This window comes from Brevibacterium sp. LE-L, from assembly GCF_050214925.1.
Classification (GTDB): Bacteria; Actinomycetota; Actinomycetes; order Actinomycetales; family Brevibacteriaceae; genus Brevibacterium.
The window spans coordinates 2,565,406-2,584,885 of sequence record NZ_CP189759.1 but is presented as its reverse complement, the minus strand read 5'-3'; the positions used below and the strand labels follow the sequence as shown (position 1 = coordinate 2,584,885).

The following is a 19,480-nucleotide window of genomic DNA, read 5'->3' as shown; positions in this document are numbered from 1 at the left end:
GCCGCTGAGGGCCGGTCATGATCCTCACTCTCATCGCACTCGCCGCGCTCGTCGTCATCACCCCGGGCATCACTCGGTTCGCCGGCCGGGCGAGCGGCTGGCCGCTGGCGGTCGCCTATCTGGGCGTCGCCGCACTGTTCACACCCACCGCCGCCGAGGTGATGGCCGGGAACACCCCGGAAGCGGCCTACCCGTGGATTCCCCGGTTCGGCGTGGACCTCGCCCTGCGAGCCGACGGGCTCGGCGTCGTCTTCACCTACATCGCGCTCATCATCGGGGCGGTCGTCTTCGCCTATTCGACGAAGTACCTCCCGCACGGACGGAATACGAGCTTCTACTGGCTGATGGTGATCTTCACCTTCTCCATGGTCGCGCTCGTGCTCAGCAATGATGTGCTCGTGCTCTTCGTCTGCTGGGAACTGACGTCACTGGCCTCGTTCTTCCTCATCGCTCGCTCCAGCTCCCCCGGACAGGCACCGGCGCTGCGGACGATGTTCTTCACCTTCATCGGCGGACTCAGTCTGCTGGTGGCCACCGGAGTCATCATCGCGGTGACCGGCACGACGCATCTGAGCGAGGCGATCGGTTCCCCGGTGTGGGCGGGCCAGCCTGAGGTGACGACCGCTGTCGCCGTGCTCATCGGCATCGCCGCTATGACGAAGTCCGCACAGTTCCCCTTCCATTCCTGGCTGCCCGATGCCATGGCCGCAGCCACGCCGGTCTCGGCATATCTGCACGCCGCAGCGGTGGTCAAGGCCGGAATCTTCCTCATGCTGCGGTTCTCGCCGACCTTCCACGCCACCCCGGCCTGGAACATCCTGCTCATCACCGCTGGTCTCTTCACCGCCTGCCTGGGCGGGTGGTTCGCCCTCAACCAGCACGACGTGAAGAAGCTCATGGCCTATTCGACGGTCTCGCAGCTCGGCCTCATCACCGCCGTCATCGGCGTCGGCACCGAAGCCGCGATCGCCGCAGCCACCCTGCACGTCATCGCCCACGCCCTGTTCAAATCCGGTCTGTTCATGATGGTCGGCGTCGTCGACCACCTCGCAGGCACCCGCGACCTCGCGCGGATCCCGAAGCTCAGACGCAGCGCTCCGGCCGCGTTCGTCGTGCTCATCATCGGCTGCGGCTCGATGGCCGGGATTCCGCCGCTGCTCGGCTTCGTCTCCAAGGAATCCCTGTTCACCGCCCTCGGCGAGGCGCCGGGCGGTCCATGGGCCGGCTGGTTGGCTCTGCTCATCGCAGCGGGCGCCTCAGTGCTCACCTTCGCCTACTGTGCGAAGACAGTGTGGGGCAGCTTCATCGACGGTAGCGAACCCGAACCGCGGCAGATCCACCGGGGGTCGGCGGTCATGCTCACGGCCGCCGCAGTGCCGATCCTCGCTTCGATTCCGCTGAGCTTCGTCCTCTTCGTCTTCGACAACCCGCTCGACCAAGTGGTGCGGGCGGCGATGCCCGAATCCGCGGGATCGGTGCATCTGGCTCTGTGGCACGGTTTCACCGCCGAACTCCTCGCCTCGGGCCTCATCATCGCCATCGGCGTCGTCATCATCCTCCGCCGCTCCCGCGTGTTCGCGTTCTTCCACCGGGCCACACCGCCCTTCGACGGAGCGAACGTCATCGACGGCCTCAACGCGGGCCTGCGCCGTGTCGGTCACGGTCTCGGTGTGTTCGTCCGCCCGATGAACTCCGGACCCTACCTGGCGATCTCCCTGGGCGGACTGAGCCTGCTGGCCATCTGCGCGATCCCCCTCGTGTATCCGAGTCTGCCGCCGCTCGAGCAGGGACTGAGCCGACCGGTGGACATCATCCTGCTGATCCTCATCACCATCGCGGTGCTCGTCCTGTGCACCTCCCATTCCCGTCTGACGACCGTCGTCGCGCTCTCGGCCATCGGGATCCTCGCCACCGTGCAGATCCTCGCCCTCGGTGCTCCCGACGTCACGCTGACCCAGCTCCTCGTCGAAGCGATGACGATCATCGTCATCATGCTCGTGCTGCAGAAGCTGCCTCGCTCGTTCTGGCGCTACCCGAAGCGCAAGCAGTCCCCGCGTCTGATCCTGGCGATCATCGTCGGCGCGGCGATGACTGCTCTCACCCTCGTCCTCAACGGGCGCCGGGAACGCTCCGATCTGGGCCGGTACTACCTCGACCATGCCCCCGACATCAGCGGCGGGAAGAACATCGTCAACACTATCCTCGTCGAATTCCGTGCCCTCGATACCCTGGGAGAGCTGACGGTGCTCGGCATGGCCGGCATCGCCATCGTCGCCGTGATGTCTACAGTCAAGGACAAGTTCATCGATCCGCCGGCCGAGAACATTCCCGAGCCGCCGCGGCCGCCCTGGGTGTCGATCCGCCCGAAGGGCACCACCGCCTATCGCGCCGTGCACGAGGCCTGGCCGAACGTCATCCCGCTGCAGCTGACGATCAAGGTCCTCGGCCCTCTGCTGGCGGTGACGTCGCTGGTCGTGTTCTGGCGCGGACACAATTCGCCCGGCGGCGGGTTCATCGCCGCGCTCATCGGTGCGGCTGTCATCGGCTTGGCCTACCTGTCCACACCGAAGGACCGGCCGATCGGTCCGCCGCGCGCACCCCTCTACCTCATCGGTTCCGGCGTCGGCGTCGCCGTGGTCACCGGCATCATCGGTCTGCTCTTCGCCGGATCGTTCCTCAAGCCCATGCACACCGAATTCGCCGGACAGCATTGGACGACGTCGATGCTCTTCGACCTCGGCGTCTACCTCGCGGTGCTCGGACTCATGCTGCTGTCGTTCAACCTCCTCGGCGTCTCGGACTCCGCTGCGACGCCGGCCGGCGATGATGTGCTCACCAACGGCATCATCCGCCGCGACGTCGAACGCACCCGCGAACGCGCCGACGAGCTGCTCTACGGTGAGCTCAGCGGGCCGATGGAAGCCATCCGCGGGGAGCGGCCCGACCGCAGCCGCCGCAGTGTGGAGACCGCGCAGGAGAAGAAGGTGCGCGCCACCTCGACGCATATCCTCCACGGGGACCCACCCGTCGACGGAGAGGAGGAAGCATGATTCTGGCACTGACGATCGGCGTCCTCACCACCGGCGGCGTCTACCTCATGATGCAGCGGTCGATGGTCCGGGGAGTCTTCGGGCTCACCCTCATCTCGCATGCCGCGAACTTCATTCTGCTCTCGGCCGGAGTCGGAGCATGGCGAGGCGAACCGCTCGCCGGCCGCAGCGGCCTGGCGGAAGCGGCCGACCCTCTGCCCCAGGCCTTCGTCCTCACCGCCATCGTCATCACCTTGGCGGTGACGATCTTCATGCTCGCCCTGGCCGTGCTCGGTCATGACGACGATCAGAAACGCAGCCCCGAGACAGGGGAGGAGCGCGACTCATGAACTCCGCCCTGCTTCTCCTCCTCATCGGGGTGCCGCTGCTCGCCTCGGCGCTGAGCGTGCTCATCACCTCACGCACCTTCGACCGGCTGCTGCTCCTGGCGGTTCCGGCCTTCGTGGGCATCAGCGGCATCGTGCTGCTCGGCCTCCACCGGTCCACCCCGGTGCTCGCGCATTCGGTGGGCGACTATGTGCCCGGCCTGGCGATCGTGTTCGTCTCGGACACCTTCACCGCGCTCATGCTCGCGCTCACCTCCCTGGTCGCGTTCATCAGCTGTCTGTTCCTCATCACCACGGGAGAGGACCAGTATCGGTTCGTTCCCGCGCTCATCCTCATGATGCTCACCGGTGTCTATGGGGCCCTGCTGACGGGGGACCTGTTCAACTTCTTCGTCTTCGTCGAAGTGATGATGCTGCCGGCCTACGCCCTCATCGCCGTGACCGGCACCTGGCGCAGGCTCGGCATCGGTCGGCTCTATGTCATGGTCAACCTGCTCACCTCCACGATGCTGCTCATCGGAGTCGGCTTCGTCTACGGTGCCACCGGTACGGTCAACCTCGCGGTCCTCGCCGACCAGGGCAGACCGACCGGTCAGGCGGGAATCGCCCTCGGAGTGGTGCTGCTGTCGCTGCTCATCAAAGCCGGTGGCGCGCCCTTCCACGGTTGGCTGGTCCGCACCTACCCGAACACCTCGGCGGGGATGATGTCCCTCTTCTCCGGCCTGCATTCGAAGGTCGGACTCTACGCCGTCTACCGCATCTACACCACGGTCTACGGTGAACCCGCCCCGTGGGTGAACGTGCTGCTCGTCGTCGCCGTGGTCAGCATCCTCATCGGTGCGCTCTCCGGATTCGGGCAGGCGCGCGTGCGCAACGTCCTCGGGTTCCAGATGACCGCGGGCGTCGGGCACATCCTTCTCGGCGTGACCCTGCTGAGTTCAGCGGCACTCGGGGCCGGTGCCTTCTACATGATCCATCACATGATCACGATGTCCGGGCTGCTGCTCATCATGGGGGCGGTCGAACAGACGTACGGAACGGGGTCCTTCCGGAAGCTCTCCGGGCTGGCGTCCCGTGAGAGGTGGGCCACCGTGCTCATGATCCTCGGCCTGTTCTCCCTCGTCGGTCTTCCGCCGACATCGGGGCTGTGGGGCAAGGTCGGGCTCATCACCGCGGCCACGGATTTCGGCGGGGGAATCGGCTGGGTCCTCGTCGCTGCGATCGTCATCGGTGCTCTGATCAGTCTCCTGGCGCTGCAGCGGACCTGGCGCAACACCTTCTGGGGACCGCCGATGCAGACCTATCGGCCCGACTCGGCCGAGACCGGCCGTGCCCCGGCCGAACCGATCCTGCGCAGCGTGCGCATCCCTGCTCGGCTGCTCGCGCCCGCCACGGTGATGATCGGCGTCTCCGTCGCCCTGTTCGCCTATCCGGAGCCTCTGCTCGACCTCACGCATCGGGCGGCGACCGGACTGCTCGACCACAGTGACTACATCCAGGCGGTGCTGACACCATGATGCGTCTCGTCCACGGAGTGTTCTACCTCGGCTTCATCGTCTGGGCCATCATCACGGGTTCGCTCACCATCGTCGCCCGGCTCTTCCGTGCCGACTATGCGGAACCGATGATCGTCGAACTGCCGATGCGCTGCGCCACCGACCTCGAAGTCACCCTCTTCGCCTCATCGATCACGATCACTCCGGGCACCCTGGTCGCCGCGATCGCGGCCGGTACCAGTACGACACCTCCCGCGATCTTCGTCCACGCTCTGTTCGAGGATTCCGAAGAGGATGCCCTGGCCGGTCTGGTCGATATGGAATCACGTCTGCTCGCCATGACCCGGGGCCGGGCGCCGCGGGCCGAGCCGGAAGGAGACCTGTCGTGATCGTCGTCGTCGGCATCTGCGCCGTCATCTTGGCCGCCGCCATCATCATCGGCCTGATCCGGGTGCTCACCGCCCGCGATCAGGGTTCACGGGCAGTGGTCTCCGACCTCATCTACTTCTCCGCCATCGCGATCGTCACGATGCTCGGCATCGCCGTGTCGTCCTCGGTCGTCCTCGACGTGGTCTTTCTGGCTTCCATGGTCGGCATCCTCGCGACCATCGCCCTGTCGCGCATCCTCACGAGGGGGCACCGCTGATGAACGAAACTCTGGCCACCTCCCTCGTCGGGATCTTCGGCATCACCGGGTCGCTGCTGCTGCTCGGCTCCGCCCTGGCGATGTTCCGCGTCCGTGACGCTCTGTCCCGGATCAACGTGTTCTCACCGGCTACAGGGCTGGGTATGCCGCTCATCGTCGCCGCCGCCTACGTCTTCGACCTGCATTCCGCAGGCTTCTCCTGGTCATCCCTGCTCATGGCCGTCGTTGCCGTGCTGTGCCTGATCATCGTGTCCTCGGTGGCGAGCAATACGCTTGCCCGGTCGACCGTGCTGTCGGGGCAGCCCGTGTTCCGCAAGACCTCTCCGAACCGGTTGGCCTTCCCACCGGAAGGCGTGATCGACGTCGACTCCGAAGAGGGGTGAAGCCGGTCGTCGTCAGTCTCGACCGGTCGTGCGCATGGTGATGTTGATTCTGCCCCCGCCGAGGTGGTCCAACCGTCCGTGGTCCGGCGCGGTTGCCGCACGGATCGACTGCACCCCATGGAAGGCGAAGCGGGCCGGCCCGCCGAAGACGAACGCATCGCCGGACGCTAAGCGCAGGTCTGTGAACGGGCGGTTGCGGGTCTCCGAGTTGCCGAACCTGAACAGGCAGGTGTCGCCGAGGGACAGAGAAACGACCGGGGCGGGATCGATTTCGTCCTTGTCCTGGTGCATGCCCATCTTCGCGTGCGCATCGTAGTAGTTCACAAGCGCCACATCCGGGTGGTAATCCTCGGGAACGAACCCCCAGACCCCGGCCGCATCCGGCCCGAATCCCGCGCTGTCGTCGACGACCTCCGTCGCCGCCTGCAGCACCTGACGGCCCAGCCGCTTCATCCAGTCGGGAAACGGCAGCACGAATTCTCTGTTGACATCGTCGGCCCGGCGATCGTAGCGTCCCGGCCGCCAGTGCCAGCCCAGTCCGATCGTCTGCACACTCATCGGGTGACCGGCGATCACCGTGGCATGCGGCGGGACCGGACCGGCCTGCCACTCGGCGTAGCGGGCGATGATCCATGACTGCGCCTCGGGACCGAGGAAACCCGGCAGCCAGACCGCTCCGGGGGCGACGATCTCGGGCCGGCGGTCGAAGGCCTCATCGGCGAAGAGCGATTCCATGCCTACCAGGATGCCAGAGGCAGCTCCAGGGCGTGTTCCTCCGGCAGGGACGGTTCACAGCTCGCCGACCGGCACCTGCTCATCGGCCAGGCGTTCGGCTGAGACCTCCTTGCCGATGAGAGCCCGCAGCTCATCACCGAAGTCCCAGATGTTGACATTCATCGCCGCCGAGACGCGGCCGTCGCGGAGCCAGAACACGATGAATTCTCCGCCGGCCCGGTCACCGCGGATGACGACTTCGTCATCGGCGCCGCCCCGACCCACGTATTCCATGCCGAGGTCGAACTGGTCGGTGTAGAAATACGGCTGCCAATCATAGGCCTTGGATCCGCCGGTGATCGTCGAGGCCGCGACCTCGGCCTGCCGCACCGCGTTGTCCCAGTGCTCGATCCGCAGTCGCTCTTCGCGGAGAACATTGTGCGCATTCGCGATGTCGCCGATGGCCAGGATGCTGCCGTCGGAGGTGCGCATGTGTTCGTCGACGATCACCCCGTCGTCGACCGTCAACCCCGCCGAGGCGGCCGGACCGGTGGCCGGATCCGCACCGATGCCGACGACAACGAGGTCGGCAGGGACGCTGCCCGCGCTCGTCTCGACGACTTCGACGGAATCGGAACCGGTGAAGGCGGTCGTCTCCGCCTCCTTGATGAACTTCACCCCGTTCTTCCGGTGCAGCTGTTCGAAGTGCTCACCGATCTCATGGCCGAGAACCGAAGACAGCGGGGGAGCGTCGGTGTGGAGGATGACGGTGACGTCGCAGCCCCGGGTCTTCGCCGCGGCCGCGACCTCGAGGCCGATCCACCCTCCGCCGATGACGGCGACTCTCTTGCCCTCGCCGAACTGGGAGCGGATGGCCACGGCATCGCCGGCGTCGCGGAGTGTGTGGATATTGCCGAGCTGGGTCCCCGGAACGTCGAGTGTGCGCGGTGTCGATCCAGTGGCGAGGATCGCCTGCCCGTACTTCAGTTCTTCACCGGAGTCCAGAGTCACCGTCTGTCCGGTGGGGTCGAGTGCGGCGACGGGGGAGCCGAAGAATGTCGACACATCATGTGCTGCGTACCAGTCGTCGCCGCGCAGTGCGGACTCGGCTGGGTCCGAGTTTTCGAGCATGACTTTCTTCGACAGGTCAGGACGGTAGTAGGGAGCGGCGGGATCGGCTCCTACCAGAGCGACGGACCCTGCGTATCCGGAGTCTCGCAGCGACTCGACGACGGTTCCTCCGCCGATGCCTGCGCCGATGACGACGGTTCCGAATTCCTCTGCCATAACACGTCCTTTCATAGAGGGGACCTGCTCACGACTGTACTCGTCTCACCGAGCAGTCTCCAGGGATCCGTGCCCAGGTGAGGCGGTGTTCGAACAAGACAGTCGTCGTTTTGATCTGCGGCGGGCAGGAGGCGTAAGCTGAAGAGCGCAAGGGGCTATAGCTCAGTTGGTAGAGCGCTTCGTTCGCAATGAAGAGGTCAGGGGTTCGAATCCCCTTAGCTCCACTCGTCGTCCCGACACCAGCCGCAGAGGTGGCCCATCAGTGAAGATCCAGACAGCGATCATGGCAGGGCTCCTCGGCACGGCGGGAATCATCCATTTCGCCCGGCCGAAGCCTTTCGACGCCATCGTTCCGCCCCGGCTGGGCAATCCGCGATTCTGGACCTATGCCAGCGGTGTCGCCGAACTCGGATGTGCCGGACTCCTGGCCGTTCCGTCTACGCGGCGCCTCGGCGGTGCCGCGTCCGCAGCGCTCATGATCGGTGTGTTCCCCGCCAACATCTACACCGTGGTCAAACATCGGGACGAGCCGAAAGCCCGCGCGATCGCACTCGCGCGCCTGCCGCTGCAGATCCCGTTGGTCTGGATGTCGAAGGGCATTGCAGCCGGCTCCTGAGCACTCCGTCTCAGCGCATATCGGCGGCGCTGACCGGTGCTCACCCTGGTGAAGGCATTGCGGCAGTGATGCGTCCGTGACATATTCTGGTTATGGAAGACATGGATGTCGCTGGTGCGGCTGTGCACGGTCTGCGGTTCTCGGCGGCCACTGCCGCCTTCCAGATCGAAGGCGCCAGATGCGAAGACGGTCGCGGACGATCGATCTGGGATGACTTCGTCGATAAACCCGGCGCGGTGATCGACGGCAGCAGCGCAGAACCGGGACCCGACAGCTATCACCGCAGTTCAGAGGACGTCGGACTGCTGGCCGGACTCGGCGTCGACCGATACAGATTCTCGATCTCCTGGCCTCGCATCATCCCCGACGGCGGGCCCCACACCGCGGTCAACCGACCCGGACTCGACTACTACGATCAACTCGTCGACGAACTGCTCGATGCCGGGATCACCCCGGAGCCGACCCTCTACCATTGGGATCTTCCCTCGCCCCTCGAAGCCGCAGGCGGGTGGCTCAACCGGGATACGGCCGACCGGTTCGGCGAGTATGTCACCGCCGTCGCCGATCGTCTCGATGATCGGGTCCGACATTGGTACACGATCAACGAACCCGCCTCGACCTCTCTGCAGGGCTATGCCCTCGGCGAACTCGCTCCCGGGCATACGATGCTCTTCGACGCCTTGCCGACGGTCCACCATCAGCTGCTCGCCCACGGACTCGCCGCAGCGATCCTGCGCGAACGCGGTGCAGTGCAGGCCGCGCCGACCATCAACCACAGCCTCATCCTCCCGGAGACTGACGCCGATGCCGACCTCGAGGCAGCCGGGATCCTCGATGTCATCATGAACCGGCTCTTCGCCGAACCGCTGCTGCTGGGCGCGTATCCCGATCTCGGCGCCTTCGGCGTCGACATGCCCATCCGGGACGGGGATATGGATGTGATCTCGGCGCACAACGAGATCTACGGATTCAACTATTACAATCCGATCACCGTCCGCGCCGCCTCCGCAGGTCCGCTGCCCTTCGACATGGTGCCCACGCCCGGGGCCCCGACCACGGGGTTCGGCCCGCAGTGGCCGATCCGGCCCGACACCATGCGCGACTTCCTCATCGATCTGCGCAACCGGTACGGTCAGGCGCTGCCGCCGATCGTCATCGCCGAGAACGGTGCCTCCTTCCCAGAACCGGACTCCGCTGCCGGGCAGATCGAGGATCGAGAGCGCATCGCCTATCTGCGTGACCACCTCGGCGCCGTCGCCGAGGCACGAGCCGCGGGAGTCCGGATCGACCAATACACCGTCTGGTCGCTGCTCGACAATTTCGAATGGGCCGACGGGTGGACCCAGCGCTTCGGCCTCGTCCATGTCGACATGCACACCGCCCGACGCAGTCCGAAAGCCTCCTACGACTGGTATCGCGAACTCATCGCTGCCGCTCGATCATGAGCTTCGGGATCGAGTCGAGTCCCGCCTCCGGTGATGGGACCGCGAAACGGGTCGGACCCGGGTGGATGGCATGGTTCACGCTGGCGTGGCTGGCGATCTGGACTGTGCAGCTCACCCCGGTCCAACTGCTCCTGCCGATGCAGCTCGATACTCAGAGTGGTCACTGGATCGACGGCGTCGTCTGGTCCGGACTCGTCCTCTCCGCCGGCGGGCTGGCCGGAATCGTCATCGCCCCGATCGCCGGTCGGTTCTCCGACCGCACGCGTTCTCGTCTCGGTCGCCGGCGACCGTGGGCGATCGGCGGTTCGCTGTGTGCCGCTCTCGGCCTCGTCCTCACCGGCGTCGCCGAGGGCCCGGTCAACGTCGGCGGCGCCTGGGTGATCACCTCTGTGGGCATTTCGACTGCGTCTGCGGCGCTGACGGCACTCATCGCCGATCAGCTCGACGCTCAACGGGGTGCAGCCTCGGCGGCGGCCAGCTCGGCCCAGGCCATCGGCATAGTCGTCGGCGTCGGCGCTGTCGTCCTGCTCGGCCTCGGTCTCGGCACAGCCTATGTCGTGCTCGCCGGCCTCATCGCCGTGATCGGGGTGGGCACGGCACTGCTGCTGCCCGATCCGCCGCCGCTGCACCCGGCAGTGCAGGCGCTGCATGAGCGGACATCGCTGACGCGGGCGCGGGTGTCCTCGCTCCTCGACCCGAACTTCACGAGACTGCTCGTCAGCCGCTTCATCGTCAATGTGGGCAATGCCTGCGGCACATCGCTGCTGCTGTTCTTCCTGCTCTACGGCATCGGGGTGCCGTCGGCGACGGCCGAGGACAAGCTGCTGGTGCTCATCGTCATCTACACGGTCTTCGTCGTCATCGCCTCGATCATCGTCGGGATGATCTCCGACCGCAGCGGGAACCGACGGCTGTGGACGGTGACGACCGCCCTGATCCAGGCTTCATCGGGCGTCATCATCCTCATCAGTCCGAGCTACCCGGTGACCGCGGTCGCGGCCGCCTTCATGGGGACCGGCTACGGCGCGTACATGGCCGTGAGCCTCGCATTCGCCACCGATCTGCTGCTCGATCCCGAGGACCACGCCCGCGATCTCAGCCTCGTCAACAGCGCAGCGAACCTCGGACAGCTGGTCGGACCCCTGCTGGGGGCAGGACTCGTGGCCCTCGTCGGGGGCTTCTGGCTGCTGTTCGCCTCAGCAGCTGTCGTCTCAGTCGTCGGCGCCCTGCTCACGCTCACCGTCCGCCCGAAGCAGTCGGTGCTCCGCGACCCCGCACCCGAATGAGGTCGGAGACCGGTTCAGGACTGCCCGAGCAGCTTTCCGCTCTTCGACACCTCGGGGTCCGTGCACGATGACCTGTCGAAGCAGCAGGGTCGACGCAGGCCCGACTCGAGCTTCGAGAGAGTGACTTCGACGCGGCGGGCCCGAGTGGCTGCGTTCTTCGTGGACTTCACCCAGCGCACCCACTCCCAATGGGCCATCGGGGTGAGTTCCTGCCAGACCTCGGCCAGCGCAGGAGCATCGGCGAGCGCCGATTGCATATCAGCGGGGACGACGACCTCGGGCCACCGGCTCTGCGGAGTCAGTGTCGCGGCGACCTCGTCACCGGGGGAGAGGCCGAGCCGGTTCCACAGTTCCTCGTCGAGGCCGATCCAATGACCGCGCAGGCCATCGGGCTCGACGACGGTGGAGAACTCGACTGCGTTGAGCGATCCCTGCACCGCGACCTGACCGCGTGAGGGAAGCTGCCCGCTGGCATCGGCGGGCAGACGCAGGATCGGGCGCTCGTTGAGCAGCTCGGCGACGGCTGTGAATGCGATCTCGGTGGTGGCTGTCGTGGTGGACATGGTCTCTCCTCTGCGGGCCTGGCCCCGTGAGTGCGGGACCGGTGTGAGCACCAGGATAACTCCGTCGAGACGCCGCGACTTCTCGAATCCTGATGACTGTGCACCTGATGTCTGCGGTCCACGGGGTCTCAGCCGATGTGGCGCCCTGACCAGTCCGGTTGGGACCGCTTCACCTCGTCGATGCGATCGAGGATCGTGTCCGGGAAGGCCACAGCACCTCCTGCCTGTTGGTCGACGTGAAGGGCGACGATCTCCTCGGTGGCCACCAGGCGCTGGTCCACGTGCATCTCGTACGCCAGGTGCAGCTTCTTCTCACCGGCACTGACCAGCTGGGGTGTCACGGTCAGCTGGGCGCCGAGAGCCACCTCGTCGAGGTATCGGATATGGGATTCGACGGTGTACAGCGAGGCGTTCGCCGTGTTTCGGTAGCCCGCGTCGAGCCCGAGCTCATCCATCACCTGATCGGTGGCGAAGCCGAAGACGAGGACATAGAACGCCTCAGACATATGCCCGTTGTAGTCGATCCACTCCGGTGCCACTTCCGTGGTGTAGCGCGCGAGGCAGGGGGAGGGCTCGGCGCTTCGAGCGCTCGATTCGGTTGCCGAACCGTTCGCCTCTGCCGTATCCGCTGCGGTGGCCGACCCGGTCCCTGAGGTGGGGTCAGTGCCGACGGTCTCGGTTCCGGCCGTCGACAGTTGGGCGGTGAGCCGGCGCAGAGCGATGATCCCGGCATCGCGGTGTGCGACGAGATCGGCGATGGTGCGCGGGCCGGCCTCGACTTCGCAGCCGGCCACGACATCGTCGCGCAGAGCCTGGCTGAGCTCCGGAGCGGTCAGCCGCGTCCACGGCGACTTCAGCGAGGGCCCGAAGTGATCGAGCATATGCGCCATTCCACCCTCACCTCCGGCCAGATGGAAGGTGAGCATCGGCCCCTGGAAAGGCCAGCGCAGCCCCGGCCCGTCGGTGATCGAGCGGTCGATCTGCTCGACCGTGGCCTCTCCCTGCTCGACCATGTGCAGTGCCTCCCGCCACTGGGCCTCCTGGAGGCGGTTGGCGATGAAGCCCGGCACCTCACGGTCCATCCGGATCACGGACTTGCCGATGCGAGTGTAGAAGTCGCCGGCCCAGTCGACGGTCGCCGGCGAACTCTGCTCGCCGCCGACGACCTCGACGAGTGGGATGAGATAGGGCGGATTGAACGGATGCCCGACGACGAGACGTTCGGGGTGGACCGCCTCGGTGGCCATTTCGGTCATGCTGTATCCCGAGGTCGACGATCCGATGACGATCTCCGGGGCACACACGGCATCGATCCGGGACAGCAGACCCCGTTTGAGGGACAGGTCCTCCGGCGCAGACTCCTGGACGAATCCGGTGCCCGCGACCGCCTCGGCGAGGTCGGTGTGAACCGACCAGGCATCACGGTCGGCGTCGGGGGCCATATCGAGTTCGGTCAGAGCCGGCCAGGCGGCGTCGAGGAGGCGGGTGAACTTCTCTGCGGCGTCGGGGGCGGGGTCCCAGATCTTCACCCGGAATCCCTGGGCAAGGAAGTAGGCGGCCCAACCGCCGCCGATGGTTCCGGCTCCGACGCAGGTGACGGTGTCGATCGACGCGAAGTCGGGGAAGGCAGGTGCGATGGAATCGTTCACAGATCGCCTCCGGTGATGGTCGGGGTCTGGACGCGCAGGTTGAGGATCTCGCGGGCTTCGTCCGGTGTGGCCACGGCCGCGCCGAGGCTGCTGATGATCTCGACGGCGCGGGAGGTGAGGTCGGCGTTCGTGGCTTTGACGCCCTTGGACAGGTAGAGGTTGTCTTCGAGCCCGACGCGGGCGTGACCGCCGGCGAGCACGGACTGGGCGACCCACGGCAGCTGGTTCGCGCCGATGGCGAAGGACGTGAACTGTGCGCCCTTGGGCAGCATATTCACCATCGCAGCGAGCAGACCGGGGTCCGCGGGGGCGCCGTAGGGGATGCCCATGCACAGCTGGTAGAGCGGCGGGGCGTCGATGAGGCCCTCTTCGACGAGCACATTGGAGAACCACAGGTTGCCGGTGTCGAAGATCTCAAGCTCGGGACGCACGCCGAGGGTCTGGATCCGCTTCGACCCCTCACGGAGCATGTCCGGAGTCGAGACGTAGATGTTCGAACCCTCGCCGAAGTTGAGAGTCCCGCAGTCGATCGTGCAGATCTCGGGCAGCAGCTCCTCGACGTGGGGGAGACGGTCGAGGGCGTTGATGAGGTCCGTGCCCGGCATCGTGGTCAGCGGGTCCTGCGGGTCGACGACGAGGTCGCCGCCCATCCCCGCAGTGAGGTTGATGACCGGGTCGACGTCGGAGGCGCGGATGCGGCGGACGACCTCACGGTAGTACGCGACCTCACGGGAACTCTGCTTCGTCTCGAGGTCGCGGACGTGGATGTGGACGATCGAGGCGCCGGCTCGGGCGGCGGCGATCGCGTCGTTCGCGATCTCTTCGGGGGTGACGGGAACGTGTTCGCTCTTGCCCGTGGTGTCTCCGGCTCCGGTGACGGCACAGGTGAGGATGACCTTGCGATTCATGATGACTCCTTCTTCGAATCGGTGCTTCTGTCGTGATCGGTGGTGTCGTTGGTGTGCATGATGGAACGGTCGAGGTAGGACCGCAGGCGCAGGGTGAAGGTCTCGGCATCCATCACCCCGGTGAGGACTTTGATGCCGAGCCCGTCGAGCAGCGAAGTGAGCTCATCGGCCATGGCACGGGCATCGCCGGGTCGGAAGCACCCGGTGCGCTGACCGTCTTCGAGCGTGGTCTGCACGGTTCGCGACCAGCGTTCGTAGCTGAGGGGATAGTCCTCCAGCGCTGCGTCTTCGAGGGCCAGGCGCGCCCAGGTCTGCAGCCAGATCGACCACTCTCCGCGTTCGGTGCGGCCCAGCGGCGATTGCAGCGCAAGGAGCCGTTCGAGCCGCAGAGAGGGGTCGTCGATGTCGGCGAGCCAGGCGATCTGCCGGTCGAAGGCGAGCTTGACCGAATAGTCGAGAGCGGCGTCGAAGAGCTCTGCCTTGTTCGCGAAGTAGTAGTGGATGCTCGGAGTCGAGACCCCGGTCGCCTCGGCGATGTCGGCGATGCGCACGGCATCGAAGCCATGACGGCCGAACAGAGTCCACGCCGCCTCAGCGATCGTGCGCCTCGGGGTCGCTTCTTCGGGTGCGGCGGCTGCGTCGGTCGACGAGTTCGGCGGCAGGGCCGAGACCTGGGATTCGTCGCCGAGGATCCACCGCACGGTCACGCCCGTGGCGGTGGCCAGGCCGAGGAGCTCCTCGGCGGTGAATCGGCGGCGCCCCGCCAGGGCTTTGGACAGTTTCGTCTCGTCGATGCCGATCGCCTCGGCGACGCGTCGTTGAGACAGGCCGCTCCAGCCGATGGCTTCCCTCGCCCGAGCCGCTGTCACTTCGGGAGGCTGATCACCACTCATGGGGCGAACCTACCTCAGATCCGACAGTGATCGCAAGTAAAAATGACTGAAAATCAAAACTTGCGATCAGCCCGTGGTTCCACCCAAAATCCCGCGCATGACGTTAGTCTCATAGACGGTGGGAGACCCCCACCATCATCGAGCCCGACGAGGAGCCACCCATGACCGACAGTCTTCATTCCCGCATGCACGTCGTCTCCGACGAAACCCGCAACCTCGTGAATCTCGTCCTGGAATACTCCCGCCGTCGCACCTTGGCCGAGGACACTCCGCTCGACCACCCGACCTCGGAAGCCGAGCTGCGACGTCTGGCCGGTCCCACCGTCACCGAGGAGGGGCTCGGGTCGGCGCGGGCGCTGGCGATCTTCGAGCACATCTTCGCTCCCGCCTGCATCTCGACCGACCATCCGAAGTACCTGTCCTTCATCCCCAGCGCCCCGACGAAAGCGGCCGTTGCGTTCGACCTCGTCGTCTCCGCCAGCGCCCTCTACGGCGGATCATGGCTCGAAGGCGCCGGTGTCGTCCATGCGGAGAACGAAGTGCTGCGCTGGCTGGCCGGGGAGTTCGGTCTGCCCGAGACCGCCGGGGGAGTGTTCGTCCAGGGAGGGACCATCGGCAACCTCTCGGCCCTCGTGGCCGCACGCAATGCGCAGAAGGAGAAGCTGGGTGACAAGCGCCCCGGACGCTGGGTCATCGTGTGCAGTGCCGAAGCCCACTCGTCGATCGCCTCGGCGGCCGAGGTCATGGACGTCGATGTCGCCCCCGTGCCCACAGGTGAGGACGGGATCCTCCGGCCGGCAGGAGTGAAGGAGGCGCTGCAGGAGCACGGTGATGCCGTGATCGCGGTGGTGGCCACCTCGGGGACGACGAATTTCGGCACCATCGATGACATCGCCGGCATCGCGGCGCTCAAGGAGGAGTTCGACTTCTGGCTGCACATCGACGGCGCCTACGGACTGGCCGCGATGCTCTCACCGCAGGCACGGCACAAGTTCGCCGGCGTCGAGGAGGCCGATTCCCTCATCGTCGATCCCCACAAATGGCTCTTCGCTCCCTTCGATGCCTGCGCGCTGATCTACCGGGACCCGAACTCCGGCAGGCGAGCGCACACGCAGAAGGCGGAGTACCTCGACACGCTCACCGACGCCCAGGAGTGGAGCCCGTCGGATTTCGCCATCCAACTGACCAGACGACCTCGCGGACTGCCGCTGTGGTACTCCGTGGCCAGCTACGGGGTCGAGGCCTACAGAGAGGCGATCGGGCACTCGATCGATTTGGCGCGGCAGATCGCCACGGAGATCCGACGGCGGGAGAACCTGCGTCTGGTGCGCGAACCCGAACTCTCCGTCGTCGTCTTCGAACGCGATGGGTGGCAGCGTGGGGACTACGATGCGTGGTCGGATCGACTGCTCGAGGACCAGCGGGCGTTCGTCGTGCCCAGCTCCCATGCGGGGCGTCCGAACGCCCGGTTCGCGATCGTCAACCCGCTCACCACATTCGAGGACCTTGTCGACATCCTCGACACCATGGAGTGAACCGAGGCGGGCGGTTCTCGTCCCCTCCGGCGCAGGCCGGGATCAGCGCCTCTTCAGGAGTCAGCGCCTCTTCTGGGCTTCAGCGCTTCTGTCGGGGGCGGAGTTCGACGGTGAAGGTCGGCAGCAGCGCCTGGGTGATCGGGCCGATCCCCACCGCATAGAGAACGGTGCCGATGCCGACGACTCCGCCCAGCGGCCAGCCGATCGCGACGACAGTGACTTCGATGAGGGTGCGCACGAGCCGGATCGACCGTCCGGTGACTCGGGCGAGTCCGGTCATCAGTCCATCACGCGGACCGGGGCCGAACTGGGAGCCGATGTACATCGCCGAGGCGAGCCCGTTGAGGGCGACACCTGCGAGCATGAGCGGAATCTGCCACCCGAGGTGATCGGGTTCGGGCAGGAACAGTTGGGTCAGGTCGAGCGCGGGCCCGATGAGCAGTGCATTGAGGACCGTGCCGATGCCCGGCTGCTGTCGCAGCGGGATCCAGATGAGGAGCACGACGAAGGAGAGCAGGGTGACGACGGTGCCGAAGGTCACCGGCACATGTCGGAGGATGCCGGCATTGAGAACGTCCCACGGCATCATGCCCAGACCCGCATTGACCATCATCGCCATGGAGGCCCCGAACAGGTAGAGGCCGATGAGCAGCTGGGGGATGCGTCGCCACAGCCGGCCCCCGCGCAGCTGTTCGATGGGGCCGACATTGGCCAGCTGGCGTTTCGGCGTGGGTGTCGATGTCATTCGGCGGCTTTCTCATTCCTCAAGAGTCTCCCTCGTGACCCATTGTGGCCGAGATCCTCCGTGCGTGCACCGTCTGTCCGCCGGAATCGTGGACGCAGGCGTATCAGCATGCGCCGTGAGCCGGTGGCTGCTGCGCCGCCTGCCTATCATGAGGACATGGGAGACAACAGCGGACTCAGCCATGACGAACAGTATTCGACGGCCGTGAGCGTCGAGGACTTCCGGTCCAATATCGCCGAGGTCGAGCAGCGGATCGCTGCGGCCGCGAAGCGGGCGGGCCGGGATCGATACGAGATCGAACTGCTGCCGGTGAGCAAGACCGTGCCGCAGGAGCGCATCCGGGCCGCTGCAGCGGCCGGCTGCCACAAGCTCGGTGAGAACAAGGTCCAGGAAGCCCACCGGAAGTCCGAGGAGATGGCCGATCTCGACATCGACTGGGCGGTCATCGGGCACCTGCAGTCGAACAAAGCGAAGTTCGTCGCCCAGTTCGCCGCCGAATTCCAGGCCCTTGACCGCATCAAGGTCGCTCGTGCCCTCGATCGTCGGCTGCAGAGCGAGGGCCGCAGCCTCGACGTCTACGTCCAGGTCAACACCTCTGCGGAGGATTCGAAGTTCGGGATGCCCCCGGAGGAGCTGAGCGGGTTCCTCAGGCAGCTGCGCGAATTCGACACTCTCAAGGTGCAGGGACTGATGACATTGGCGATATTCTCCTCAGACGTCGAACGCGTCCGCCCCTGTTTCCAGATGCTGCGCGAGCTGCGTGACCGCGCGCGGGACACCGATCCCGAGCTCATCGGGCCGGGGCATCTGTCGATGGGCATGTCCGGGGACTTCGAGGTCGCCATCGAAGAGGGCGCGAACTGTGTGCGAGTCGGCCAGGCGATCTTCGGCAGGCGTTCCGTTCCCGATTCCCACTACTGGCCGGAGAACGGCTGAGAGCCGCGACCGGTTTGTCGACATCGGTCCAGGCCGTCTGGTGGGTGGGTGGACTCGCCCTCGGTGTTCTGCTCGGGGCGGGACTTCCCGCTCTCGGCCACGCCGCCGGGTGGGCGGTGACACCGTGTCTCATCGTGCTTCTCTTCCTCACCTTCCTCGAACTTCCGTTCGAAAGGGCGGCGAAAGCCTTCGAGGATGTCCGGTTCCTGGCAACCGTGGCGGTCCTCAACTTCCTCGTCGTCCCGGTCCTCGTGGCCGGTTTCGTCGCTGTCTTCGACATCGACGAGCCCATGCTGCTGGCCACGCTCGTCGTCCTGCTGTGTCCGTGCATCGACTACGTCATCGTCTTCACTCGCGCCGCCGGCGGTGCGTACGAGCATCTCCTCGTGCTCACCCCGGTGCTCACGGTCGCTCAGCTCCTCCTCCTGCCCGTGAGCCTGTGGGCCATCACCGGCGGTGATCTGAGCGCCGACCTGCCGGTGCGCGCACTGGTCTCGGCGCTGTTTCTGTTCATCCTCGTCCCTCTCACCGCAGCGATCATCGTCCGTTCGATCTCGCGACGCGCACTGCGCGTGAAACGACTCGTGAAGGCCTCCTCGTCGCTGATGACCCCGGTGATGACTCTGACGCTTCTGGTCATCACCGCCTCATCGACACCGCTGATCGTCGGCGCGATCGCTCAGCTGACCACCGTGGCCATCGCCTTCGCAGTCTTCGCACTCGTCATCGGTGCTCTCGCATGGGCCGTGACTCGTGCGTTGGGCTTCGGGGCCCGACAGGCGCGTTCGGTCGTGCTGTCGGCGGTGACGAGGAACTCACTCGTCATGCTCCCGATCGTGCGAGCGGCCACCGGCGACGGCATCGGACCGGCGACTGTGGTCACGCAGACTCTCATCGAACTGCTGTTCCTCCTCCTGCTCGTCCGCGTGCTGCCGAGGCTCATCCCCGACACTGCCATGTCTGAAATCCGCTAGTATTTGTCACCTGCGGCGACCAGAATGG

At 66.1% G+C, this 19,480-nt stretch carries 19 protein-coding genes and 1 tRNA gene; 13 read left to right on the top strand and 7 right to left on the bottom strand.

From position 1 onward, the window contains the following. The first annotated feature begins 17 nt into the window (after window positions 1-17). From ACQE2J_RS11670 to ACQE2J_RS11645, 6 genes are read left to right on the top strand one after another with little or no spacing between them, the layout of a single operon-like run. Complete coding sequence (locus ACQE2J_RS11670) at window positions 18-3,050, top strand: DUF4040 family protein (protein WP_135538533.1); 3,033 nt, start codon at window positions 18-20, stop codon at window positions 3,048-3,050. Then, a complete protein-coding gene (locus ACQE2J_RS11665; RefSeq protein WP_135538531.1) occupies window positions 3,047-3,379 on the top strand; it encodes a sodium:proton antiporter in 333 nt (110 codons plus the stop codon). Before ACQE2J_RS11670 ends, ACQE2J_RS11665 begins: the two co-directional genes overlap by 4 nt. Next, a complete protein-coding gene (locus ACQE2J_RS11660) occupies window positions 3,376-4,893 on the top strand; it encodes a monovalent cation/H+ antiporter subunit D family protein (protein ID WP_135538528.1) in 1,518 nt (505 codons plus the stop codon). Before ACQE2J_RS11665 ends, ACQE2J_RS11660 begins: the two co-directional genes overlap by 4 nt. After that, window positions 4,890-5,261 (top strand): Na+/H+ antiporter subunit E, encoded by a 372-nt coding sequence (locus ACQE2J_RS11655; protein WP_346763078.1) that lies wholly within the window; start codon window positions 4,890-4,892, stop codon window positions 5,259-5,261. The genes ACQE2J_RS11660 and ACQE2J_RS11655 overlap by 4 nt, the downstream gene beginning before the upstream one ends. Continuing rightward, window positions 5,258-5,518 carry a monovalent cation/H+ antiporter complex subunit F gene (locus ACQE2J_RS11650; RefSeq protein ID WP_135538526.1) on the top strand — a complete coding sequence of 87 codons (261 nt, stop codon included), beginning with the start codon at window positions 5,258-5,260 and terminating at the stop codon, window positions 5,516-5,518. Before ACQE2J_RS11655 ends, ACQE2J_RS11650 begins: the two co-directional genes overlap by 4 nt. Further along, window positions 5,518-5,901: a cation:proton antiporter gene (locus ACQE2J_RS11645; RefSeq protein ID WP_135538524.1), complete on the top strand. Its 384-nt coding sequence runs from the start codon at window positions 5,518-5,520 to the stop codon at window positions 5,899-5,901. Before ACQE2J_RS11650 ends, ACQE2J_RS11645 begins: the two co-directional genes overlap by 1 nt. Window positions 5,902-5,913: 12 nt before the next feature. On the opposite strand, the gene ACQE2J_RS11640 is transcribed toward ACQE2J_RS11645, so the two are convergent. Next, complete coding sequence (locus ACQE2J_RS11640) at window positions 5,914-6,636, bottom strand: alpha-ketoglutarate-dependent dioxygenase AlkB family protein (protein ID WP_135538522.1); 723 nt, start codon at window positions 6,634-6,636, stop codon at window positions 5,914-5,916. A 54-nt stretch (window positions 6,637-6,690) separates the two neighbouring features. Then, complete coding sequence (locus ACQE2J_RS11635; protein WP_135538520.1) at window positions 6,691-7,902, bottom strand: NAD(P)/FAD-dependent oxidoreductase; 1,212 nt, start codon at window positions 7,900-7,902, stop codon at window positions 6,691-6,693. 151 nt (window positions 7,903-8,053) lie between these two features. Between ACQE2J_RS11635 and ACQE2J_RS11630 the strand changes: the two genes are divergently transcribed. The 4 genes from ACQE2J_RS11630 (at window position 8,054) to ACQE2J_RS11615 (ending at window position 11,249) form a co-directional block, all read left to right on the top strand. Further along, window positions 8,054-8,126 (top strand) — tRNA-Ala (locus ACQE2J_RS11630). A gap of 38 nt (window positions 8,127-8,164) precedes the next feature. Beyond that, window positions 8,165-8,518, top strand: a complete 354-nt coding sequence (locus ACQE2J_RS11625; protein ID WP_135538518.1) for a DoxX family protein — start codon at window positions 8,165-8,167, stop codon at window positions 8,516-8,518. Between the two features lie 92 nt (window positions 8,519-8,610). Then, complete coding sequence (locus ACQE2J_RS11620; protein ID WP_205683316.1) at window positions 8,611-9,963, top strand: glycoside hydrolase family 1 protein; 1,353 nt, start codon at window positions 8,611-8,613, stop codon at window positions 9,961-9,963. Further along, the gene (locus ACQE2J_RS11615; protein ID WP_240689650.1) at window positions 9,960-11,249 is read left to right on the top strand and encodes an MFS transporter; all 1,290 of its coding nucleotides are present in this window, start codon (window positions 9,960-9,962) and stop codon (window positions 11,247-11,249) included. Before ACQE2J_RS11620 ends, ACQE2J_RS11615 begins: the two co-directional genes overlap by 4 nt. A gap of 14 nt (window positions 11,250-11,263) precedes the next feature. Here the strand turns inward: ACQE2J_RS11615 and ACQE2J_RS11610 are convergent, their stop codons facing one another. The 4 genes from ACQE2J_RS11610 to ACQE2J_RS11595 form a co-directional block, all read right to left on the bottom strand. Further along, entirely contained in the window at window positions 11,264-11,812 is a 549-nt protein-coding gene (locus ACQE2J_RS11610; RefSeq protein ID WP_135538517.1) for a YdeI/OmpD-associated family protein, read from the bottom strand. A gap of 128 nt (window positions 11,813-11,940) precedes the next feature. Continuing rightward, window positions 11,941-13,461 carry a 3-hydroxyacyl-CoA dehydrogenase NAD-binding domain-containing protein gene (locus ACQE2J_RS11605; RefSeq protein WP_135538515.1) on the bottom strand — a complete coding sequence of 507 codons (1,521 nt, stop codon included), beginning with the start codon at window positions 13,459-13,461 and terminating at the stop codon, window positions 11,941-11,943. Continuing rightward, the gene (locus tag ACQE2J_RS11600) at window positions 13,458-14,369 is read right to left on the bottom strand and encodes a 3-keto-5-aminohexanoate cleavage protein (RefSeq protein ID WP_135538513.1); all 912 of its coding nucleotides are present in this window, start codon (window positions 14,367-14,369) and stop codon (window positions 13,458-13,460) included. The genes ACQE2J_RS11605 and ACQE2J_RS11600 overlap by 4 nt, the downstream gene beginning before the upstream one ends. Then, the gene (locus ACQE2J_RS11595) at window positions 14,366-15,262 is read right to left on the bottom strand and encodes a TetR family transcriptional regulator (RefSeq protein ID WP_135538511.1); all 897 of its coding nucleotides are present in this window, start codon (window positions 15,260-15,262) and stop codon (window positions 14,366-14,368) included. The genes ACQE2J_RS11600 and ACQE2J_RS11595 overlap by 4 nt, the downstream gene beginning before the upstream one ends. Before the next feature lie 161 nt (window positions 15,263-15,423). Here ACQE2J_RS11595 and ACQE2J_RS11590 point away from each other — a divergent pair, with 161 nt between their 5' ends. Continuing rightward, on the top strand, window positions 15,424-16,797 hold the full coding sequence (locus tag ACQE2J_RS11590) for a pyridoxal phosphate-dependent decarboxylase family protein (protein ID WP_135538509.1): 1,374 nt from the start codon (window positions 15,424-15,426) through the stop codon (window positions 16,795-16,797). A 79-nt stretch (window positions 16,798-16,876) separates the two neighbouring features. On the opposite strand, the gene ACQE2J_RS11585 is transcribed toward ACQE2J_RS11590, so the two are convergent. Then, a complete protein-coding gene (locus tag ACQE2J_RS11585) occupies window positions 16,877-17,542 on the bottom strand; it encodes a YczE/YyaS/YitT family protein (protein ID WP_135538507.1) in 666 nt (221 codons plus the stop codon). A gap of 156 nt (window positions 17,543-17,698) precedes the next feature. Here ACQE2J_RS11585 and ACQE2J_RS11580 point away from each other — a divergent pair, with 156 nt between their 5' ends. Both ACQE2J_RS11580 and ACQE2J_RS11575 read left to right on the top strand, forming a co-directional pair. Then, window positions 17,699-18,478, top strand: a complete 780-nt coding sequence (locus ACQE2J_RS11580; protein WP_135538505.1) for a YggS family pyridoxal phosphate-dependent enzyme — start codon at window positions 17,699-17,701, stop codon at window positions 18,476-18,478. Window positions 18,479-18,492: 14 nt separating this feature from the next. After that, window positions 18,493-19,452 carry an arsenic resistance protein gene (locus ACQE2J_RS11575; protein WP_167854368.1) on the top strand — a complete coding sequence of 320 codons (960 nt, stop codon included), beginning with the start codon at window positions 18,493-18,495 and terminating at the stop codon, window positions 19,450-19,452. Window positions 19,453-19,480: the final 28 nt, after the last annotated feature.